We start from the raw sequence: 19,011 nt of genomic DNA on the forward strand, positions 1-19,011 counted from the left end.
TAGCCGGCATCACCCGTAACGGCCCTTCGCGCCCCCGACGTCGGCGTCCCTCGCGAACGTGGCTGCCGGCCGGGTGATCGGGCCACGGTAGAACCGGTTCACGGCGGCGCCTCCTCGCCGCTCGTCCCCTGTGGACCCTCCGGTACCGCGGGTCGCGGGGGACAGGCCGGACGACCAGGTCCGCCGGGCCGACCGCCCCGGGCTCACTTCGGCTCGGGGGCGGCCGGGGGCACGGCCAGGGCGAGGGTCAGGTCGAGTACGGTCGCCGGATCGTGCAGGCGGTCGCCGAACAGCTCGCGCAGCTTGCCCATCCGGTAGCGCACCGTCTGCGGGTGCACGAAGAGGTCGGCTGCCACGTCGTCACGCCGGCCCTGGTGCAGCAGCCAGGAACGCAGCGTCTCGGCGAGCCGGTGCGCGGTGGCCGGCGGCAGCGACGCCAGCGGACTCAGTGCCTGGGTGCGCAGGTCGGCGAGCCCCTCGGGGTCCATGCTGAGCAGCAGCTCAGCCAGGTGTTGCTCGGTGTCCAGCGGTGCCTCGGCACCCGGGTCGCCCAGTCCGAGCGCCAGGGCCCGGGCGGCCCGCTGGTACGAGGCTGCCACCCGGCTCCACGGACGCGCCGGCCCGAGCACCGCCCGGTGCCCCTTGAGCACCCGGGCCAGCTGGCGCCGGCCGGGACCGTGCGCGTCCGGCACCAGCAGCACGGCCATCTCCTCGCCGAGATCCACCCCGGGCAGGTCCTCGCCGCTCTCCAGCGTCTGCGGGCTGAGCAGCGCGAGCACCGCGCGCAGGTGGCGGCGCGGCAGCAGCACGACGGTGAGCGTCTGCGGCGGCGGCCAGTCCGCCCGCTCGGCGCTGCGGCGCAGGGCGTCCTCCGGCTCGCCGGCGAGCAGTTGCTGGGTGAGCCGCTCCAGGTAGCGGCGCTGGACCCGACCGGCGCTGGCCAGCTCGTCGGCGTGCCCGGCCACGCTGGCCGCGGAGAGCTCGTCGATGTAGGCGAACATCAGCTCGGCGAACTCGGCGACCGTCTCGGCGGCCAGCCCGCTGCGCACGGTGGTCGTGGAGACCTCCCGCCAGGCCACCCGCGCCCCCACCCGGTACGCGGCCAGCAGCGCGTCCATGCTCCGGCCGGAGCGCGCCTCCCCGCTGCCGAGCGCGTACGCGGCCTCCAGGGCCGGGGTCAGCGGGGTGCTCGGGTCGGAGGACTGGGCCTTCTCGAGGAGCTGGAGGAAGGTGCCGAGGGCGATTCGTACCGCGTTCTCGATCTTCTCCCGCATCGCGCCGGTGAGGGCCCCGGAATAGCCGGGCACCTCGCCGGTGATCGCGCTGACCGTCCGCTCGGCGACCACGGGCAGCCCGTCGCGTAGCCGGGCGGCCACCCGTTCGTCGAGTTCGAGGCGGGCCGCGCGCCGGGTCGTCCCCGACTGGTCCGACATGTTGTTCTCCCCGAACAAAATACTGCGACTGATTCACCTTTGCCGGTCAAGATGTTATGCGATTATGCAGCCACCCTGGTTATATGACCACAACTGTCCCGCGCCGATCCCAGAAGGCCTCCTTCCGGGACAGGCTGCTGCGGCTGGCCGAGACGGTCACCACCCCGCTGCTGCCCGAGGACTACCTCGACCTGGTCGCGCCGCTGCGCGCCGGCGGCGCGCTGCGCGGCCGGATCGTCGAGGTGCGACCCGAGACGCCCGACGCGGCGACCCTGGTCATCCAGCCGGGCCGCGGCTGGCGGGGGCACACCCCCGGGCAGTACGTCCGGCTCGGTGTCGACGTCGACGGGGTGCGGCAGTGGCGGGCGTACTCGCTCACCTCCGTGGCGGGCGCCGCGGACGGTCGGATCGCGGTGACCGTCAAGGCGATCCCGGACGGGAAGGTCAGCAACCACCTCGTCCGCCGGACCCGGCCCGGCACGATCGTCCAGCTCGACCAGGCCCAGGGCGACTTCGTGCTGCCCGAGGCCACCCCGGCGCGGGTGCTCTTCCTGACCGCCGGCAGCGGCATCACCCCGGTCATGGGCATGCTCCGCACCGGCCTGCACACCCGGGCCGACGTGGTGCTGGTGCACTCGGCGCCGGCCGCCGGCGACGTCATCTTCGGCCTCGAGTTGCGGGCGCTGGCCGGGCAGGGTGGACTGCGACTGGTGGAGCGGCACACCGACACCGACGGGCTGCTCGGCGTGCACGAGCTCGACGACCTGGTGCCCGACCACGCCGAGCGGGAGACCTGGGCCTGCGGCCCGGTCGGCATGCTGGACGCGGTCGAGGAGCACTGGACGTCGCGGGGCGTCGCCGAGCGGCTGCACACCGAGCGGTTCCGGCCCACCGTGATCTCCCCTGGCGAGGGTGGCACGCTGACCTTCACCCGCTCCGGAGCCACCGTCGAGGCCGACGGCGCCACCCCGATCCTGGACGCCGGCGAGAACGCCGGGGTGCTCATGCCCTCGGGCTGCCGGATGGGCATCTGCTACGGCTGCGTCCTCCCGCTGCGCCAGGGCGCCGTCCGCGACCTGCGCACCGGCGACCTCACCACCGCCGTCCCCGGCGACGGCGTGCTCATCCAGACCTGCGTGTCGGCGGCGGCCGGTACCTGCGACATCGAACTCTGACAGGAGGCCGACGTGACCGTGATCCAGAAGAAGGCCGTCAACCCGGTCGCCCACCTGAGCGCCGAGGACATCGAGATCATCGGCAAGGAGCTGGACGCCATCCGGGACCGGGTGATCGCCGACCGCGGTGAGCGGGACGCGACGTACATCCGCAAGGTGATCAAGACCCAGCGGACGCTGGAGATCAGCAGCCGCGCCGTGCTGCTCTTCTCGCTCTTCCCGCCGGCCTGGTTCGTCGGCACCGCCGGCCTCGCGGTGGCGAAGATCCTGGAGAACATGGAGATCGGCCACAACATCCTGCACGGCCAGTACGACTTCATGCGCGACCCGAAGATCCACTCGACCACCTGGGAGTGGGACCACGTCTCCCCGGCCGATCAGTGGAAGCACTCGCACAACCAGCTGCACCACACGTACACCAACGTGGTCGGCAAGGACAACGACCTCGGGTACGGCATCATGCGCGTCGACGAGGACCAGAAGTGGCACCCGATGCACCTCGGCCAGCCGCTGTGGAACCTCCTCAACGCCTGCTTCTTCGAGTACGGTATCGCCGCGTACGACCTGGAGCTGGGCCGCAACCTGCAGAAGGGCCGGCGCAAGGCCCCGGAGTTCCGGGCCCGGGCCCGCGCGGTCGGCCGCAAGATCCGCCGCCAGGTCCTCAAGGACTACATCGTCCACCCGCTGCTGTCCGGCCCGTCCTTCCTCAGCACCCTGGCCGCCACCTTCACCGCGAACCTGATCCGCAACCTGTGGAGCCACTCGGTGATCATGTGCGGGCACTTCCCGAACGGCGTGGAGACCTTCGAGAAGACCTCGATCGAGGGCGAGACGCGGGGCGAGTGGTACCTGCGGCAGATGCTCGGCTCGGCCAACATCAGCGGCAGCAAGCTGATGCACATCATGACCGGCAACCTGTCCTTCCAGATCGAGCACCACCTCTTCCCCGACCTGCCGAGCAGTCGCTACCAGGAGATCGCACCGCAGGTCCGGGCGCTGTTCGACCGGTACGGGCTGAAGTACACCACCGGCCCGCTGCCCAAGCAGGTCGCCTCCGCCTGGTGGAAGGTCATCCGGCTCTCCCTGCCCAACCGTCACACCGCGCAGCCCGGACCGGCGGCGCCGGCGCTGGTGGCGTCCCAACCCGCCTGAGCCGGGCTCTCCGGCGTGGTTGCGCGCCTGGCGGTACCGGTCCTGCTGGTCTCCCACCGCGGACTTGCTACCCGCGGGCGGCCACCGTCAGGGGTTGACGTAGTCCCGCACCTGCCCGTATATGGTCGCGTCGGTGGTCAGGCTCAGGTGGCTGACGCAGGCGGTCTTCGTGTTGTTCGCGCCGCTCAGCACCGTGCTGTCCGCCGGGTTGATGACCCCGTCGCAGGAGGACCACCAGGTGCCGTACGTGAAGGCGCCGGGGGTCTCGTCGCCGGAGTTGAGGGTGTTGAGGAAGGTCGAGCCGACGCGCATCTCGACGCAGGCGGTGCTGAAGCAGGTGTTCGCCGAACTGGTGCCGTGGTTCGGGCCGCCGAGGGAGACCCAGCGGTCCACCTTGCCGCTGCTGGCCAGGTTCTTCAGGTAGTAGCGGGAGGAGAGCCCGCCCATCGAGTGGGTGATGATGTCGACCTTGGTGGCGCCGGTGGCGGCGAGCAGCTTGTCGACCTCCTGGCTGACCGTCTGTGCGGTGGTGGCGTTGGACTGGCTGGTGTTGTAGGAGAACGCCCGCAGGTGACTGGAGGGCCAGCCGTTCGCCTGGAAGCGGCTGATCATCGTGTTCCAGGTGGAGGCGTTGCTGTTCCAGCCGTGCACGAAGAGGATCGGGTTGCTCGACGAGGTGTACGAGGCGGCCTGGGCGGGGGTGGGCAGGCCGACCAGGGTCGCCGCGGCGACCGTCAGGGCGAGCAGCCATTTCGTCATGATCGATTTCACGGGGCTGTTCCTTCCGGGGGGAAGTTGGTGCGGCGTCGCCACGCGGCGGGTCGTCCACTGGTGGTGAGCGCGCCTGATCGGCGCCCCGGTCGTGCTCGACGTGGGATCGGGGGTGGGCCCGCGTCGTCCGAGGTGGCGGGAATGTTACCGGCGGGTTGCCTTCGCATGTCAATACGTCGATTTCATCCGCCAATCGCCAGGTCGGAGGCGTGACCGGCCGTCAATCCCGGCCTCGGCAGGGTGAAAAGCGTTGGGCGGCGGTGCTGCGGTCCGGGTACGGTCGGAGCATGCAGATCAGGCGCAGCACCGCCGCGGCCGCGCGAGCTTCCCGCTCGCCGGTTGCCGCCGCCTGATCATCCGACCCTCGCCGGCGACCGGAAACGGTCCGCCGGCCTTTTCGTGTCACCACCACCGCGCCAGCGGACCCTTCCGGTCGCACCGACCCCGGAAGGCCCTCGCCATGACACCCGAGCAGATCGTCCGCACCTTCGTCGACCACTTCCACCGGCGCGGCCACCGCTGTGCGCCGGAGACCTCGCTCATCCCCCCGCCGGGCGACCCGGTTCTCTTCACCACCTCCGGGATGCATCCGCTGACGCCCTACCTCGCGGGGCGTCCGCACCCGTCCGGCCGGCGCCTGGTGAACGTGCAGCGCTGCCTGCGCACCACCGACCTGGACGAGGTCGGCGACCGCACCCACCTGACCGTCTTCGACATGCTGGGGTCCTGGTCGCTGGGCGACTACGGCATCGCGCAGAGCCTCCGCTGGGGGTACGAGCTGCTCGGCGATGGCTTCGGCATCGACCCGGGCCGGCTGCACGCGACGGTCTTCGGCGGCGACGAGCAGGTCGGCCCGGACCAGATCGCGCTGGAGACGTGGACCGCGCTGGGCGTACCGGTGGAGCTGACCCGGGGGGAGAACTGGTGGTCCAACGGCCCGACCGGGCCGTGCGGACCGGACTCGGAGATCTTCGTCTGGACCGGGGACGGTGCGCCCACCGGTACGCCGGGCGGCGACGACCGGTGGATGGAGGTCTGGAACCACGTCCAGATGCGTTACCACCGGCACGACGACGGCCGGTTGACACCGCTGCGGCAGTCCAGCATCGACACCGGCATGGGTCTGGAACGCCTCGAGATGGTGCTGCGGGGCGGCCGGTCGGTCTTCGAGTGCGCGGGCCTGACCCCGTGGGTCGACAGTGTCCGCGGCCTGTGGCGCCTGGACGGGGAGTCGCTGCGGGTGGTCTCCGACCACCTCCGGTCCGCGGTGGTGGTCCTCGGTGACGACGTACGACCGTCCACCACCGGACGGGGGTACGTGCTGCGCCGGCTGGTCCGTCGGGCGCTGACCACGCTGTGGCGGGACGACCCGTCGCGGACCCTGTCCGAGCTGCCTGTCGAGCCGTACGTCGACACCGTCCGCCGGTTCCGGCAGCAGGCGGAGGTCGGGCGGCTGCGTGAGCTCCTCTCCGACGAGGAGCGCCGCTTCCGGAGCCTGCTCCTTCGGGGGCGCCCGGTGGTCGACCGGTGCCGGTCCCGGGGGCCGCTGACCGAGCAGGACTACCGCTGGCTGCACGACACCCACGGGCTGCCCCGGGACCTGGTCGACGGGCTCCTGGGCAAGGGCGGCTGAGCCCGACGGAACGGGCGAACGGCACGTCGGCGGTGGCAGCACGGGTCCGCCCGGTGTCAGACTTCCTGCGGAGACCGCCGAACAGCGAGGGACGTGGCGCATGACGGGACACGGGTACGAACTCCGGCCGGACAGCGAGACCGTGACCCTCCTCGGCGCCCGGGTCACCCTGGTCGATGCCGCCGGGCTGCTGGCCGCCGTCGACACCGGGCCGGTCGATCTGCTGACCGACGCCGCCTTCCCCGTCCCGATCCGGGACGTGCGTTTCACCGTGCGTGCCGAGACCCGGGACGGGCGGCGGGTGCACCACTTCGACGCGTACCTGCGCGCGGACCGGCCCCGTGCGGCGGTCGGCCTGCTCGCGCTCGGCCTGGCCGGCCCGGCCGGGATCCTGCTCGCCCACCGGTTGGCCGCCCGCGACGGCGACCCGGGCCGGGTGCTGGCCGGCGCGGGGCGGGTCGCGGCGGAGGCGTCCCGCCGGCTCGGGCTGCGCCCGCCGGCCGCCGCCCCGCTCGCCGAGCCGTCGCGCGACCCGGTGGGCGTCGCGGTGCTGCGTGCGGCCGAGGAACTGGGTCTGCACCCGGAGTTCGGTCACGACCTGTGGGCCGACAGCCCCGCGATGACCGTCCGCGGCACGGTGGGCAGCGACGAGGTGACCCCCGCGCACCTGCGGGCGATGGCCGCGCTCGTGCTCCAGGCCGTCCGGGAGCTGGCCGGCGACACCCCCGAACCCCGGGTGCTGCGCGGCCGGTCGTACACGATCGGTCGACCCCTGGTATCGGCCGCGAGGCTGGCGAGCACCGCGGCGGTGACCCTCGACCAGGTGGGCGGGCTGGCCGAGGTGGTCGCCCGGTTCCGGGAGATCGCGGTGTCGTTCCGCCACCCGCAGGTGATGGCCCGCTGGGGCGCCCGCCGGCCGCAGGGCATCCTGCTGTACGGCCCGCCCGGCACCGGCAAGACCATGCTGGCCCGGGCCCTGGCCAACGAGATCGGCGCCGACTTCAAGGAGATCCGCACCCCGGAGATCCTCGACAAGTACCTGGGCGGCTCGGAGCGCAACATCAAGCAGATCTTCCGGGAGGCGCGCCGCTACCGGCAGCCCACCGTCATGCTCTTCGACGAGTTCGACAGCATCATCAGCTACGCCGGGGCCGGCGGGGACGCCGCCAGCCAGGCGGTCAACGCGGTCGCCGGCATCTTCAAGCAGGAGATGAACACCCTGTTCGAGGAGAACCCCGACGTCATCGTGGTGGCCACCACCAACTTCCCGCAGCGGGTGGACGCCTCGCTGATCCGCTCCGGCCGCTTCGACATCAAGCTGGCCATCCCCGCGCCCGACGAGTCCGGCCGGGCCGAGATCATCACCAAGATGATCCGCGAGCTGGTCGCCCGGCACGAGCGCCCCGGGTTCCGGATGTTCGCCGCCGACGTGGACCCGGCCGAGCTGGCCGCGCTCAGCCCCGGCCTCACCGGCGCGGACGTGCGCGAGGTGCTGCGCCGGGTGCAGCTGGCCAAGGCGATGCGGGAGGCGACGGAGGGTGCGCCGGCCGGCCCGATCAGCCAGGATGACCTGCGAGAGGCCGTCGCCGGGCTACGCCGCGGCTGAGGCGGCACGACGGAAGGAGACCCGTGTCGTCGTCCACCCTGCTGTCCCGTCGCGATCTGGCGTTCCTGCTCCACGACTGGCTCGACGTGACCCGGCTGACCGAGCGACCCCGCTACGCGGAGCACTCCCGGGAGACCTTCGACGACGTGCTGGACCTCGCCGCCCGGGTGGCCGCCGAGCACTTCGCCACCCACAACCGGGCCGCCGACGCCGCCGAGCCCACCTTCGACGGTCGCCGGGTGCACACCATTCCGCAGGTCAAGGCCGCCCTCGACGTCTTCGCGCAGACCGGGCTGCTGGCCGCCAGCCTCGACGAGTCCGTCGGCGGGATGCAGCTGCCGCACGTCGTCGCCGCCGCCTGCTTCGCCTGGTTCCAGGCGGCGAACGTCGGCACCGCGGCGTACCCGTTCCTCACCCTCGGCAACGCCAACCTGCTGCTCACCCACGGCAGCGCCGAGCAGATCGACACCTGGGTCCGGCCGATGGTCCAGGGGCGGTTCTTCGGCACCATGTGCCTGTCCGAGCCGCAGGCCGGCAGCTCCCTGGCCGACATCAACACCCGGGCCGAGCCGCAGTCCGACGGGACGTACCGGCTGGCCGGCACCAAGATGTGGATCTCCGGTGGCGATCACGAGCTGGCCGAGAACATCGTTCACCTGGTGCTGGCCCGGATCCCCGGTGGGCCGCCCGGGGTGAAGGGGATCTCGCTGTTCATCGTGCCGAAGGTGCTCCTCGACGCCGACGGCGCGCCCGGGCCGCGCAACGACGTGGTGCTGGTCGGCCTCAACCACAAGATGGGCTACCGGGGCACCACCAACACGCTGCTCAACTTCGGCGAGGGCGTGCACCGGCCGTACGGGCGGGGCGGGGCGGTCGGCTACCTCGTCGGTGCGCCGCACCAGGGGCTGGCGCAGATGTTCCACATGATGAACGAGGCGCGGATCGGCGTCGGCGCCGGCGCGACCGCGCTCGGCTACACCGGCTACCTGAAGTCCGTGGCGTACGCCCGGCAGCGCCCGCAGGGCCGCCCGGTCGCCGACAAGGATCCGACCGCGCCGCAGGTCCCGATCGTCGCCCACGCCGACGTCCGCCGGATGCTGCTGGCCCAGAAGAGCTACGTGGAGGGCGCACTCGCCCTGGTGCTCTACTGTGGCCGGCTGCTCGACGAGGAGAAGACGGCTCCCGTCGAGGCCGACCGGCACCGGGCCCACCTGCTGCTGGACATGCTCACTCCGATCGCCAAGAGCTGGCCGTCGCAGTGGTGCCTGGCCGCCAACGACCTGGCCATCCAGGTGCACGGCGGGTACGGCTACACCCGCGACTACGACGTCGAGCAGCACTGGCGGGACAACCGGCTCAACCCGATCCACGAGGGCACCCACGGCATCCAGGCGCTGGACCTGCTCGGCCGGAAGGCCACCATGCAGGGCGGCGCCGGGCTGGCGTTGCTGGTGGAGACGATCGGCGCGACGGTCAGCCGGGCCTGGAAGGCCGAGGGCGAGGCCGCCGAGCTGGCCGCCCGGCTCGGCGCGGCGGTGGACCGGATCGGCGTGGTGACCCGCCGGCTGTGGGCGCGCGGGGATGCGGAGGTGGCGCTGGCCAACGCCAGCGTCTACCTGGAGGCGGTCGGACACGTCGTGATCGCCTGGATGTGGCTGGAGCAGCTGCTCGCCGTCGAGGCGGCCGGCGCCCCGGACGGGCCGGACGTCGACTTCCTCGCCGGCAAGCGGCAGGCCGCCCGGTACTTCTTCCGCTACGAGCTGCCCCGCACCGGGCCGCAGTTCGACCTGCTGGAGAGCCTGGACCGGACCACCCTGGACACCCGGGAGAGCTGGCTCTGACGAACCCGCGCCCGCCGGGTGGGTCCGCAGCGGTGGGCGCCCGCCCGGCGGGTCCGCGCAGTGGTGGGCGCGCTCGGCGGCGATCACCCTGGCCGGTGACCCGCCGCCCGGCTCGGGTCTCCCCACGAGCGATATGACTCCTGGTCAGAAATGTGCCTGTCAGTCATATGGCCGTCGGGTAGACGTTGAAGGCGCCGGCGATGATCACTGCGGCCGTCCCGGTGGCCGCGACCGGTCAGCGGCGGCCGGCGGGCTTACGCGTGGCCTGCCGGCCCCGCAGGAACGCCAGCACGATGACGACCACCAGCGCGATCAACCCGATGATCACCAGCCAGCGGACCGCCTCCAGCAGCAGCCCGAGCAGGATGAGCGCAGCGCCGATGACGCCGACGACCCAGAGCGTGGTCCGCATGTTCGCCTCCCATGACGAGGTGCCGCCGCGCGGCGGGGCGGCTCGCTTTCCCGCTGCGCCCCCGGCCATGCCGCCGACGACGGCTCAGTGCCGGGCGACGTAGACGGTGTTCGCGGATTCCCGGCCCTGCAGCGGGTTGGGGAAGCGCACGATGTGCGCCACGGAGGTCGGGAACACCTCGGTCAGCACCCGCTGGAACGCCGGGTCGGGCGGGTCGTTCGACCAGAGCGCGAAGACGCCGTCGTGGTGCAGCAGCGCGGCGAGCCGGCGCAGCCCCTCCGCCGTGTAGAAGGCGGCGTGGCTGGGGTGTAGCACCTGGCGCGGCGAGTGGTCCACGTCGAGCAGCACGGCGTGGAACCGCCGCCCCGGCGCCTCCGGGTCGAAGCCGGACCCGTCGGCGACGGCGGCGAAGAAGTCGGCCCGGACGAACCGGGTCCGCGAATCGGTGGCCAGCCCGGCGGTGAACGGGAGCAGGTCGCGGCGGTGCCAGTCGATCACGTCCTCGATCGCCTCCACCACGACCAGCGAGCGGACCCGCGGGTCTTCGAGGGCGGTCCGCGCCGTGTAGCCCAGGCCGAGCCCGCCGACCACCACGTCCAGGGCGTCACCGGCCAGCGTCGCCAGCCCGAGCCGGGCCAGTTCGATCTCCGCGACGGGGAAGAGGCTGGACATCAGGAACTCGTCGTCGAGCTTCACCTCGTAGACGTCGACGTCGAGCGCCGGGTCGCGGCGACGGCGCAGGCTGATCTCCCCGATCGGGGTCTCCCGCCAGGCCAGTTCTTCGAATCGCGCCACCACGGGTGGTCCTCTCCGCCGGTTTCGTGACCGGATGTTACCGGGCCGCCGGCCCGGCGCCGGACGATCCGGCCGACGCCGGGCTTTTTCCGCCGGCGGCGGCATCTCGCGCCCCAGCCGGGGTACGCCACCCGGTCGAGGGCCTTGACGGAGGGAGAACACGGTGGCGGAGATGCTGGCCGGACGGCTGCACGTGGGCGAGCGGGCGCTGCGGATGGAGTCGGTGCCGGTGCCCGAGCCGGGGCGCGGTCAGCTCCGGATCAGGGTCATGGCCGCCGGGGTGTGCCTGTCCGACGTGCACCTCGTCGACGGCACCCTCACCCCGGTGCATCTCGCCGGCAACGTGGTGACCCTCGGCCACGAGGTGGCCGGGACCGTCGACGCCCTGGGCGACGGTGTCGAGGGGTGGCAGTTGGGTCAGCGGGTGCTGCTTCAGGCGGGGGAGCGGGACCGGCGCGGCACCGTGCTCACCCGGGGCGTCGACTACGACGGCGGCTGGGCCGAGTATGCGCTGGCCCGCGAGGACACCGTCATGCCGATCCCCGACGCCCTGCCGTTCGAGCAGGCCTGCATCATCCCCGACGCGGTCTCCACCCCGTGGGCGGCGGTGACCGACACCGCCCGCACCCGGGCGGGGGAGGCGGTCGCGGTGTGGGGCGTCGGCGGCCTCGGCGCGCACGCGGTGCAACTGCTCTTGCTGGTCGGCGCGGCGCCGGTCATCGCCGTGGATCCGCTGCCGGCGGCCCGGGGCCGGGCGCTGACCCTCGGCGCCGACCTGGCCCTGGACCCGAAGGACGGCGCCTTCCGGGACGCCGTGCTGGACGTGACCAACGCCCGCGGTCTGGACGTCGCGTTCGACTTCGCCGGCGTCACCCCGGCACGCGAGCAGGCCATGACCGTGCTCGGCCGGCAGGGCCGGCTGGTGCTCACCGGCATCGCCAACCAGCCGGTCACCATCCCCTCGGACAGCCGGTTCAACTACAGCCGGCAGGCCGTGCTCGGCCACTACGGCTCGGAGCCGGAACACGTCGAGCAGCTCGTGTCGCTCGCCGCTCAGGGACGGCTCGACCTGACCGCCTCGGTCAGCGACGTGCTGCCCCTGACCGACGCCGCGGAGGCGGTGCGGCGGGTCCACGACAAGGAGGGCGACCTGATCCGACTTGTCCTGCGCCCCTGATCGGCCGGTGAGGCGGGCCGCGTGCGCCGGTGCGTGATCAGCCGACGGGTCGGGCCGCGACGACCACCGTGTCGAGGGCGTCGACACTGCCGCCGCCCTCGGTGGGGACCGGCCGGCGGGCGGTCTCGGCCCGCTGGATCCGTAGCCCGGCGAGCCCGTCGACGACCGCCTCCGGGGTGAGCAGGATCGCCGGGTCCTGCGGCCCGCCGGTCCCGCCGTCGAGATTCGCCCGGTCGTGGCCGACGACGACCACCGTGCCACCGGGGCGCAGCGCGTTCCGGGCGGCGGCGAGCACCCGGGCCAGCTCCTCGGCGGGCAGGTGCAGGTAGCTGATCAGGACCAGGTCGTAGCTGCCCGGCACCGGCCGGTACGTGGTCACGTCCGCGACCCGCCACTCGACCGGTACACCCCGGCGCGCGGCCAGCTGGCGGCCCCGCTCGACGGCCACCGGGGAGAAGTCCACGGCGGTCACCCGCCAGCCCTGGCCGGCCAACCAGACCGCGTTGCGCCCCTCGCCGGCCGCCACGTCGAGCGCGCTGCCGGGGGTCAACCCGGTCACCGATTCGACGACGAACCGGTTGGGCTCATCACTCCACACCAGACCCGGCGTGTTGGCGTACCGGGTGTCCCAGTCGTTGCTGTCCACTGTGTCTCTCCCTCTGGCGGTGTCGCACCACCGCCACCGCGACCGTACCGGCCGACGCGAGCGCCGCCGTCACGGCCGGTCCCCGTTCCAGTTTGGCGGGGAAGCGGCTGGGCGAGGACGAAGACGCCCATCGCCACGAACCAGCCATGACGGAGGGCCTACGAGGGATCGACGGAGCGCTTATCCTGTGGCCCGACCGACCCACGGAAGGGAACCCATGCCGTCGCGGCAGGACCAGCTCCACTCGTACCAGTTCACCGTCCAGCGGGCGGTCGCCGCGCTGGTCATGCGGGAGACCGATCCGGCGCAGTCGCCGTTCCGCCGGCTGGCCGGCGCGGGTCTGGCCAGCGTCCTGGTGGCGGCCATCGGGCTCGGCGGCTTCGCCCTCTACGGCCTCTTCGCCGGCGGTGGCAGCTCCTGGCGCGACACCGGGGCGGTGATCGTCGAGAAGGAGTCCGGCGCCCGGTTCGTCTACCGGGAGCAGAAGCTGCACCCGGTGCTCAACTACGCCTCCGCCCTGCTGATCATCGGGGTGGACCGGCCGAAGACGGTGCTGGTCTCCCGTCGCTCGATCGAGGGCGTGCCGCGCGGCCTGCCGCTCGGCATCGCGGACGCGCCCGACTCGCTGCCGGCACCCGGGCGGCTCTCCACCGCGCCGTGGACCGTCTGCTCCCTCGCGTCGACGGAGGCCGGTCGCACCGAGCCCCGCTCCGCGCTACTGATCGGCCGGGACGCCGGTGGGGGGCGGCCCCTCGGCGAGCAGGGCGTGCTGCTGCGGCACCCGGACGGCAGCCTGCACCTGCTCTGGCACAACCGGCGCCACCTGCTGCGTGACACCGACCGGGTGCTGGCCGCCCTGGCCGCCACCCGGGAGCGGGCCGTTCCGGTGGCGCCCGCGCTGCTCAACACCGTGCCGGCCGGCGTCGACCTGGCCCCGCCGCCGCTGCGGGGCCTGGGCGACCCCTCCGACCGGGTCACCGGCGCGACCGTGGGCGACGTCTACCTGGTCCGCAACTCCGGCGGCGGCCGCCAGTACGCGGTGGCCGAGCGGGACGGCCTGACCGGTATCACCGAGCTCCAGGCCAGCCTGCTGCTGGCCCGCACCGGTCAGGGCGACCCGAAGCCGATCACGCTCGGCCGGTTCGCCGCGCTGCCGAAGCTGCCGGACCGGGTCCCCACCGGGCCGGCCGCCCCGCCCCCGGCCCCGCCCCGGCTGGCGGCCGTGGACGGCGGCGCGGTCTGCCTCCGGGTCGGCGACGACGCCGGCGTACGCGAGGTGCGCGTCGGCGCCACCCCGCCGGACCTCGCTGCCGACGGGCGGACGCCGGCGGGCCAGGGCGGCGTGCTCGCCGACCAGGTCGTGGTCGAGCCGGGGCGGGGCGCGGTGGTCGAGTCGGCGGCGGCGCCGGGCGCGTCCGGCGGCGCGGTCTCCGTGGTCACCGACCTGGGTCGCCGGTACGTCCTCGCCGGTGGCGGGGTGCTCGGGATGCTCGGCTACGCCGGCGTCAAGCCGGTACGCCTGCCGGCCGGCCTGGTCAGCCTGGTGCCGGCCGGGAGCCCGCTCGACCCGGCCGCCGCCCGCGCCGTCGCCGCCCCCGCCTGACCCGGACCGGTCGGCGCGGCGGCCCGAGCCGGACCGGTTCCGCCCGCACCGTCGCTGTCCGTATCGGCAAAAAGACGGCCGGCGGCGACGAGCCCAGCGGTTGCCCCGGCGGCGTGGTGCGGCGGACGGTCCGGGGTCACCCGGTGGGCCGGCGCAGCACGCTGACCGCGAAGTCGGCATCTGCCCGCCACGGCCGCAGGTCCCAGGTGGCGAAGCGATGCTCCAGCCGCAGCCCGGCCGCGACCGCGTCGGCGTCGAAGTCGGTGAGCGGGTAGCCCCGGTCGGTGCCGAAGCCGACCACCACGACGCCGTCCGGGTGGACATGGGCGGCGACGCGGGTCAGCACGGCCCGCTCGGTGCCGGGGGCGACGAACGCCATCACGTTGCCGGCGACCACCGCCGCGTCGAACGGCTCGGGCTCGCCCTGCGCGGCGAGGTCCAGCTCGGCCAGGTCGCCGACCAGCCAGCGCGGCCCGGGATGGTCCGCGCCGGCGGCCTCGACGAGGGCGGGATCGGCGTCCACCCCGACCACCCGGTGGCCCCGGACGGCCAGCGCCGCGCCCACCCGGCCCGTCCCGCAGCCGGCGTCCAGGATGCGGGCGCCCGGCGGGACCAACGCGTCCAGCAGCCGTGCCTCACCGGCCAGGTCGGCCCCCTCGGCGGCGAGCTGCCGGAACCGGTCGATGTACCACTGCGAGTGCCCGGGCTTCGTCTCGGTCACCCAGCGTGTCGGCTTACCCATGTCGCCACGGTAACCGGATCTTCCCGGCCGGCGGGCACCGACTCCTCCGGCCGGTGTCCCCGGTGGTGCCGGGCCGCCGGACGGAGCGCTTCAGGTGAGGGCGAGGAAGGTGCCGGCGGCGAGCGGGACCCCCGCCGCGGCGCCCGCGACGACCTGCGGCCAGGTGTGGTCGCCCAGCCGCACCCGGGACCAGGCGACCGCGGCCACCAGCAGCCAGGCGGTGTGCAGTGCCGGACCGAAGAGCAGCACCAGTACGGTGCTCGTGGCGGCGCTCACCGCAGCGTGCACGCTGAGCTTCCACCAGTGGTTGACCGCCGTGACCGCCGCCCCAACCACGAAGATCACCACGATGACGGCGAACAGTTCCGCCGGGGCCCGCAGCGCGGCCAGCAGCGCGATCCCGACCGCCACGGAGGCCAGGCCGGTGAGCAGCGGACGGGCCCGCTGGGTGCGGTCGCCGATGTGCCGGTCGGTCAGCCGTCCCCGGCGGACCCCGTGGATGATGACGCCGACCGGTATGACCGCGCAGAAGAGCAGCGCCGTGCCGCCCCAGCGCAAGAGGTCGCCGGCACCGTCGCTGACCCGGGCGACGGCCAGCAGCGGCAGCGCGGTCACCAGGACGCCCGGCGCCAGCACCTCGGTGAGCAGGCGGGCCAACCGCCTGCTCGCCGACCGGTCCCCGTCCACCGTGGTCGCCCGCACCGGGCCATCCTGGTGTTCCCCGTCCATCAGGGTCAAGTTCAGCCCTTCTCCGCGCCGCTGGTCAGCCCCTCGGTGAGCAGCCGCTCGCTGGCGAAGAAGAGGATCACGATGGGCAGGGTGAGGATCACCGACCCCGCCATCAGCACGGTCTTCGGCACCTCGACGCCGTCGGCGAGCAGCGACAGCCCGAGCGACACGGTCCACCGGTTGGGCTTGTCAACCAGGAAGAGCAGCGCGAAGAGGAACTCGTTCCAGGCGATCATGAAATCGTAGAGGGCGACCGCCATGATCGACGGTGCGGCGAGCGGCAGGCTGACCCGCCGGATGATGCCGAGCCGGCCGGCGCCGTCGATGGCCGCGGACTCCTCCAGGCTGATCGGGATCGTCTCGAAGTAGTTCTTCAGCATGTAGACCGAGACCGGCAGGGTCTGCGAGATGTAGACCAGCACCAGCCCGAACAGCGATCCGCGCAGCCCGACCCGGGTGAAGACCACGAAGAGCGGGATGGCGATGACGATGGACGGGAAGAGGTAGACGGCGAGGAAGAGCGCGTTGACCTGCCGCCGGCCGAAGAAGCGCAGCCGGGACACCGCGTACGCGCCGGGGATCGCGACCACCAGGGTGAGCAGCGTGGCGGCCAGCGCGACCAGGCCGCTGTTGCGGATGAAGGTGAGGAACCCCTGGCCGCCGTCCTCGGCGGCCTTGAGCACCTCGGCGTACGTGGCGACGGTGAACTCGCCGACCGGCACCCAGAGCGAGCCGGGGTCGAGCAGCAGGCGCTCGATGGGGCGCACCGAGAGCACCAGCATGTACCAGAAGGGCAGCACCGTGATGATCAGGAACGCGGCGATCACCACGCGGCGCAGCCAGCGCAGGCTGACCGTCTCGATCCGGTCCCGGTCCATCACGCCTCCCGATGCGCGCCGAAGAAGCGCAGGTAGATGGCGACGAACGCGATCAGCACCACCGCCAGCACGACCGCCTGCGCCGCCGCCGCGCCGACATCGGTACGTGCGGTGAGGAACTGGTAGACCCGGACGCTGACCACCTCGGTGCCGGCGGAGCCGCCGGTGAGCAGGTAGACGTCGTCGAACTTGTTGAACGTCATGATGAACCGAAGCACCGCCAGCAGCGCGATCACCGGCATCAGCTGGGGCAGCAGAATGTGCCGGAAGCGCTGGGTCGGGGTGGCCCCGTCGACCCGGGCCGCCTCCTCCAGGTCGGCGGGCACCGCCTGGAGCCGGGCGAGCAGGAACAGGAACGCGAACGGGAAGTACCGCCACGCCTCGAACGTGATCACCGTCCACAGCGCCGTCGAGTCCTGGGAGAGGAACGGGATCGGCGCGTCCCAGCCGAGGAACCGCTGCCCCCAGTCGTTGACGACGCCGAGCTGTGGATCAAGCATCACCTGCCAGACGAAGGTCACCGCGACCACCGGCGCCACGTACGGCAGCAGCATCGAGGCCCGGACCAGGGTGCGCCCCCGGAACGGTCGGCGGACGATCAGCGCGGCGACCAGCCCGAGCAGGATCGAGCCGGCCGTCCCGCCGAGGCTGTAGAGCACGGTGGTCCAGAGCGTGTCGGCGAAGCCGGGGGTGTGCAGCACCCGGTCGAAGTTGCCCAGGGTGAACTCGCCGAACAGGCCGGTCCGGCGCAGGGTCGCCAGGCGGACCCGTTGGAAGGCCAGCAGCACGGTCCAGACGATCGGGATGCCGATCACCAGGAGCACCACGAGCAGGGTGGGGGCGACCAGCGCGAGCCCGGCGCGGGACTCGCGGCGGCGCAGGGTCAGTGGCCGGCGCCGGGGGCCCGGCCGCTCCCGGACGGAGGAACGGCCGGCCTCCGGCGCGGTGGTGGTCAATCGAGGCCCTTCTTGACCGCCTCGACGTCCTTCTGCGCCCGGGCGGCGGCCGCGGCGGCGTCGGACTTGCCGCCGACCACGTCGGCGAGCGCCTTCGGCACGGGCAGCTCGCCGAGGATCGCGCCGACCAGCTTGCCCTGGCCCTGCGGCAGGCCCCAGCGCTGGAAGGTGTCCGGGCTCGTGCGCAGGGTCGCCAGCACGTCGTCGCCGTACACCTCGGAGAGCGGCTTCTTGGCGTCCACGCCCGCCTGGCTGGTGCTCCAGGCGGTGTGGAACTTCTCCTTGTCGTCCGCGGTGCCCTTGCGGACCGGGAACCGGCCCTCGGGGGACATGCCGAACCAGCGCGGGTAGCCGTCGGAGAGCATGTACTCCACGAACGACTTGGCCGAGTTGGCGGCGGCGCCATCGAGCACCGCCCACGAGCTGATCTCGCCGTACTGGGCCGGCTCGGCGCCGTTGGGGCCCTTGATGGCGGTGACGAAGCCGCTGTTCTTGGCCAGGAAGGTCGGGTCCTGCTGGCACTGCGGGCAGGTCGGCTTGGCGTCGTTGCGCAGCCCGGCCAGCTCGTCGAGGATGAACGGCGACCAGATCAGCATGGCCGCCTTGCCCGCGAAGTAGGTGGCCCGGGTGGTGTCCACGTCCTGCGCGCCCTTGACCGAGTTGTTCCGCATCAGGTCCCCGTAGAAACGGAACGCCTCGACGCACTCTGGGGAGTCCAGCACCACCTTGCCCGAGTCGTCGGTGAGCTGGCAGTTGTTGGCCAGCGCGAGGTGCTCGAAGGTCTGCTGGGTGAACACGTCGCCGGGGGCGGTGGCGGCGGTGATGCCGGCGACGCCGCCGGTGTTGAGCTTCGCCGCGGCGGCGGCGATCTTCTCGTACGTGTCGGGGGCGGGCAGGCCGGCGGCGGCGAACAGGTCCTTGCGGTAGACCAGCAGCTGGCCCCAGCCGTCGCTCGGCACGGAGAGCTGCTTGCCGCCGTCGGAGGTCAGCTCCAGGGCGCGCGGCGAGAAGGTGTCCCGCCCCAGCTTGTCGACCACCGCCTTGTTGGCGTCGGGGTGCAGCAGGTCGTTGCCGGCGAGGGTCTGGATGCCGGCGAGCGACACGGAACCGACCACGTCGGGCAGCTTGCCGGCGGCGGCACTGGAGGCGATCAGGGAGGGGAACTGGTCCTCGTTGACGGTGACCAGGTTGACCTTGACGCCGGTTTTCGCGGTGAAGTCCGCGACGATCGCCTTGGTGGCGTTCACCCGGTCGGCCACGTCCTCCAGGCTCCACACCGTTATCTGGGAATTGTCATCTTTCGGCTCGTCGTCGCCGCAGGCCAGCAGCCCCGCCCCGGCAAATGCCATGATCAGGGCGGAGGCGAGCATCCGCATCGAGGGTGATGACATCGGTGGCACTCCTCTCGAAGGGTACATCAGGCATTTAACTCCCTCGATTGATCATTTACAAGACATATACC

17 protein-coding genes are annotated in these 19,011 nt (G+C 72.9%); 7 read left to right on the top strand and 10 right to left on the bottom strand.

Annotation, left to right across the window (positions count from 1 at the left end; translation table 11 throughout):
- Nucleotides 1–203: 203 nt before the first annotated feature.
- Nucleotides 204–1,433: a PucR family transcriptional regulator gene (locus tag I8N68_RS29745; RefSeq protein ID WP_200216156.1), complete on the bottom strand. Its 1,230-nt coding sequence runs from the start codon at nucleotides 1,431–1,433 to the stop codon at nucleotides 204–206.
- Nucleotides 1,434–1,516: 83 nt separating this feature from the next.
- Between I8N68_RS29745 and I8N68_RS29750 the strand changes: the two genes are divergently transcribed.
- Together I8N68_RS29750 and I8N68_RS29755 are read left to right on the top strand one after the other, a co-directional pair.
- On the top strand, nucleotides 1,517–2,608 hold the full coding sequence (locus I8N68_RS29750; protein WP_200216159.1) for a ferredoxin reductase: 1,092 nt from the start codon (nucleotides 1,517–1,519) through the stop codon (nucleotides 2,606–2,608).
- A gap of 12 nt (nucleotides 2,609–2,620) precedes the next feature.
- Nucleotides 2,621–3,760: a fatty acid desaturase family protein gene (locus tag I8N68_RS29755; RefSeq protein ID WP_200216161.1), complete on the top strand. Its 1,140-nt coding sequence runs from the start codon at nucleotides 2,621–2,623 to the stop codon at nucleotides 3,758–3,760.
- A gap of 87 nt (nucleotides 3,761–3,847) precedes the next feature.
- Here the strand turns inward: I8N68_RS29755 and I8N68_RS29760 are convergent, their stop codons facing one another.
- Nucleotides 3,848–4,531, bottom strand: a complete 684-nt coding sequence (locus tag I8N68_RS29760; protein WP_307813028.1) for an esterase/lipase family protein — start codon at nucleotides 4,529–4,531, stop codon at nucleotides 3,848–3,850.
- 460 nt (nucleotides 4,532–4,991) lie between these two features.
- On the opposite strand from I8N68_RS29760, the gene I8N68_RS29765 reads away from it, so the two are divergent.
- The 3 genes from I8N68_RS29765 (at nucleotide 4,992) to I8N68_RS29775 (ending at nucleotide 9,611) form a co-directional block, all read left to right on the top strand.
- Complete coding sequence (locus I8N68_RS29765; RefSeq protein WP_200216164.1) at nucleotides 4,992–6,164, top strand: alanine--tRNA ligase-related protein; 1,173 nt, start codon at nucleotides 4,992–4,994, stop codon at nucleotides 6,162–6,164.
- A 100-nt stretch (nucleotides 6,165–6,264) separates the two neighbouring features.
- Entirely contained in the window at nucleotides 6,265–7,770 is a 1,506-nt protein-coding gene (locus I8N68_RS29770) for an ATP-binding protein (RefSeq protein ID WP_200216166.1), read from the top strand.
- A gap of 23 nt (nucleotides 7,771–7,793) precedes the next feature.
- Nucleotides 7,794–9,611, top strand: a complete 1,818-nt coding sequence (locus tag I8N68_RS29775; protein WP_200216168.1) for an acyl-CoA dehydrogenase — start codon at nucleotides 7,794–7,796, stop codon at nucleotides 9,609–9,611.
- A gap of 235 nt (nucleotides 9,612–9,846) precedes the next feature.
- On the opposite strand, the gene I8N68_RS29780 is transcribed toward I8N68_RS29775, so the two are convergent.
- Complete coding sequence (locus I8N68_RS29780) at nucleotides 9,847–10,023, bottom strand: hypothetical protein (RefSeq protein WP_200216171.1); 177 nt, start codon at nucleotides 10,021–10,023, stop codon at nucleotides 9,847–9,849.
- Between the two features lie 84 nt (nucleotides 10,024–10,107).
- The gene (locus I8N68_RS29785; protein WP_307813029.1) at nucleotides 10,108–10,818 is read right to left on the bottom strand and encodes a polyamine aminopropyltransferase; all 711 of its coding nucleotides are present in this window, start codon (nucleotides 10,816–10,818) and stop codon (nucleotides 10,108–10,110) included.
- A 172-nt stretch (nucleotides 10,819–10,990) separates the two neighbouring features.
- On the opposite strand from I8N68_RS29785, the gene I8N68_RS29790 reads away from it, so the two are divergent.
- A complete protein-coding gene (locus tag I8N68_RS29790; RefSeq protein ID WP_200216233.1) occupies nucleotides 10,991–11,995 on the top strand; it encodes a zinc-binding dehydrogenase in 1,005 nt (334 codons plus the stop codon).
- Nucleotides 11,996–12,032: 37 nt separating this feature from the next.
- Here the strand turns inward: I8N68_RS29790 and I8N68_RS29795 are convergent, their stop codons facing one another.
- Nucleotides 12,033–12,641, bottom strand: a complete 609-nt coding sequence (locus I8N68_RS29795; RefSeq protein WP_200216173.1) for a class I SAM-dependent methyltransferase — start codon at nucleotides 12,639–12,641, stop codon at nucleotides 12,033–12,035.
- Between the two features lie 217 nt (nucleotides 12,642–12,858).
- Here I8N68_RS29795 and eccB point away from each other — a divergent pair, with 217 nt between their 5' ends.
- Nucleotides 12,859–14,244, top strand: coding sequence for a type VII secretion protein EccB (gene eccB, locus I8N68_RS29800; RefSeq protein ID WP_200216177.1), 1,386 nt, complete (start codon nucleotides 12,859–12,861; stop codon nucleotides 14,242–14,244).
- A gap of 136 nt (nucleotides 14,245–14,380) precedes the next feature.
- Here eccB and I8N68_RS29805 read toward each other — a convergent pair whose 3' ends face one another.
- The 5 genes from I8N68_RS29805 to I8N68_RS29825 all read right to left on the bottom strand — a co-directional run bounded on the left by I8N68_RS29805 (nucleotide 14,381) and on the right by I8N68_RS29825 (nucleotide 18,940).
- The gene (locus I8N68_RS29805; RefSeq protein WP_200216179.1) at nucleotides 14,381–14,986 is read right to left on the bottom strand and encodes a class I SAM-dependent methyltransferase; all 606 of its coding nucleotides are present in this window, start codon (nucleotides 14,984–14,986) and stop codon (nucleotides 14,381–14,383) included.
- 90 nt (nucleotides 14,987–15,076) lie between these two features.
- A complete protein-coding gene (locus tag I8N68_RS29810; RefSeq protein ID WP_307813030.1) occupies nucleotides 15,077–15,688 on the bottom strand; it encodes a phosphatase PAP2 family protein in 612 nt (203 codons plus the stop codon).
- Nucleotides 15,689–15,726: 38 nt separating this feature from the next.
- Nucleotides 15,727–16,593, bottom strand: coding sequence for a carbohydrate ABC transporter permease (locus I8N68_RS29815; protein WP_200216184.1), 867 nt, complete (start codon nucleotides 16,591–16,593; stop codon nucleotides 15,727–15,729).
- The gene (locus tag I8N68_RS29820) at nucleotides 16,593–17,549 is read right to left on the bottom strand and encodes a carbohydrate ABC transporter permease (protein WP_200216186.1); all 957 of its coding nucleotides are present in this window, start codon (nucleotides 17,547–17,549) and stop codon (nucleotides 16,593–16,595) included. Before I8N68_RS29820 ends, I8N68_RS29815 begins: the two co-directional genes overlap by 1 nt.
- Nucleotides 17,546–18,940 carry an ABC transporter substrate-binding protein gene (locus tag I8N68_RS29825; RefSeq protein ID WP_200216189.1) on the bottom strand — a complete coding sequence of 465 codons (1,395 nt, stop codon included), beginning with the start codon at nucleotides 18,938–18,940 and terminating at the stop codon, nucleotides 17,546–17,548. The genes I8N68_RS29820 and I8N68_RS29825 overlap by 4 nt, the downstream gene beginning before the upstream one ends.
- Between the last annotated feature and the right edge of the window lie 71 nt (nucleotides 18,941–19,011).

This window comes from Micromonospora coerulea, from assembly GCF_016598485.1.
In the GTDB taxonomy this organism is placed as follows: Bacteria; Actinomycetota; Actinomycetes; order Mycobacteriales; family Micromonosporaceae; genus Micromonospora; species Micromonospora coerulea.

Coding starts and splice junctions, on each gene's coding strand:
- I8N68_RS29745 (WP_200216156.1), bottom strand. CDS start 1,433: ATGTCGGACCAGTCGGGGACGACCCGGCGCGCGGCCCGCCTCGAACTC.
- I8N68_RS29750 (WP_200216159.1), top strand. CDS start 1,517: ATGACCACAACTGTCCCGCGCCGATCCCAGAAGGCCTCCTTCCGGGAC.
- I8N68_RS29765 (WP_200216164.1), top strand. CDS start 4,992: ATGACACCCGAGCAGATCGTCCGCACCTTCGTCGACCACTTCCACCGG.
- I8N68_RS29770 (WP_200216166.1), top strand. CDS start 6,265: ATGACGGGACACGGGTACGAACTCCGGCCGGACAGCGAGACCGTGACC.
- I8N68_RS29780 (WP_200216171.1), bottom strand. CDS start 10,023: ATGCGGACCACGCTCTGGGTCGTCGGCGTCATCGGCGCTGCGCTCATC.
- I8N68_RS29790 (WP_200216233.1), top strand. CDS start 10,991: ATGCTGGCCGGACGGCTGCACGTGGGCGAGCGGGCGCTGCGGATGGAG.
- eccB (WP_200216177.1), top strand. CDS start 12,859: ATGCCGTCGCGGCAGGACCAGCTCCACTCGTACCAGTTCACCGTCCAG.
- I8N68_RS29805 (WP_200216179.1), bottom strand. CDS start 14,986: ATGGGTAAGCCGACACGCTGGGTGACCGAGACGAAGCCCGGGCACTCG.
- I8N68_RS29815 (WP_200216184.1), bottom strand. CDS start 16,593: ATGGACCGGGACCGGATCGAGACGGTCAGCCTGCGCTGGCTGCGCCGC.
- I8N68_RS29825 (WP_200216189.1), bottom strand. CDS start 18,940: ATGTCATCACCCTCGATGCGGATGCTCGCCTCCGCCCTGATCATGGCA.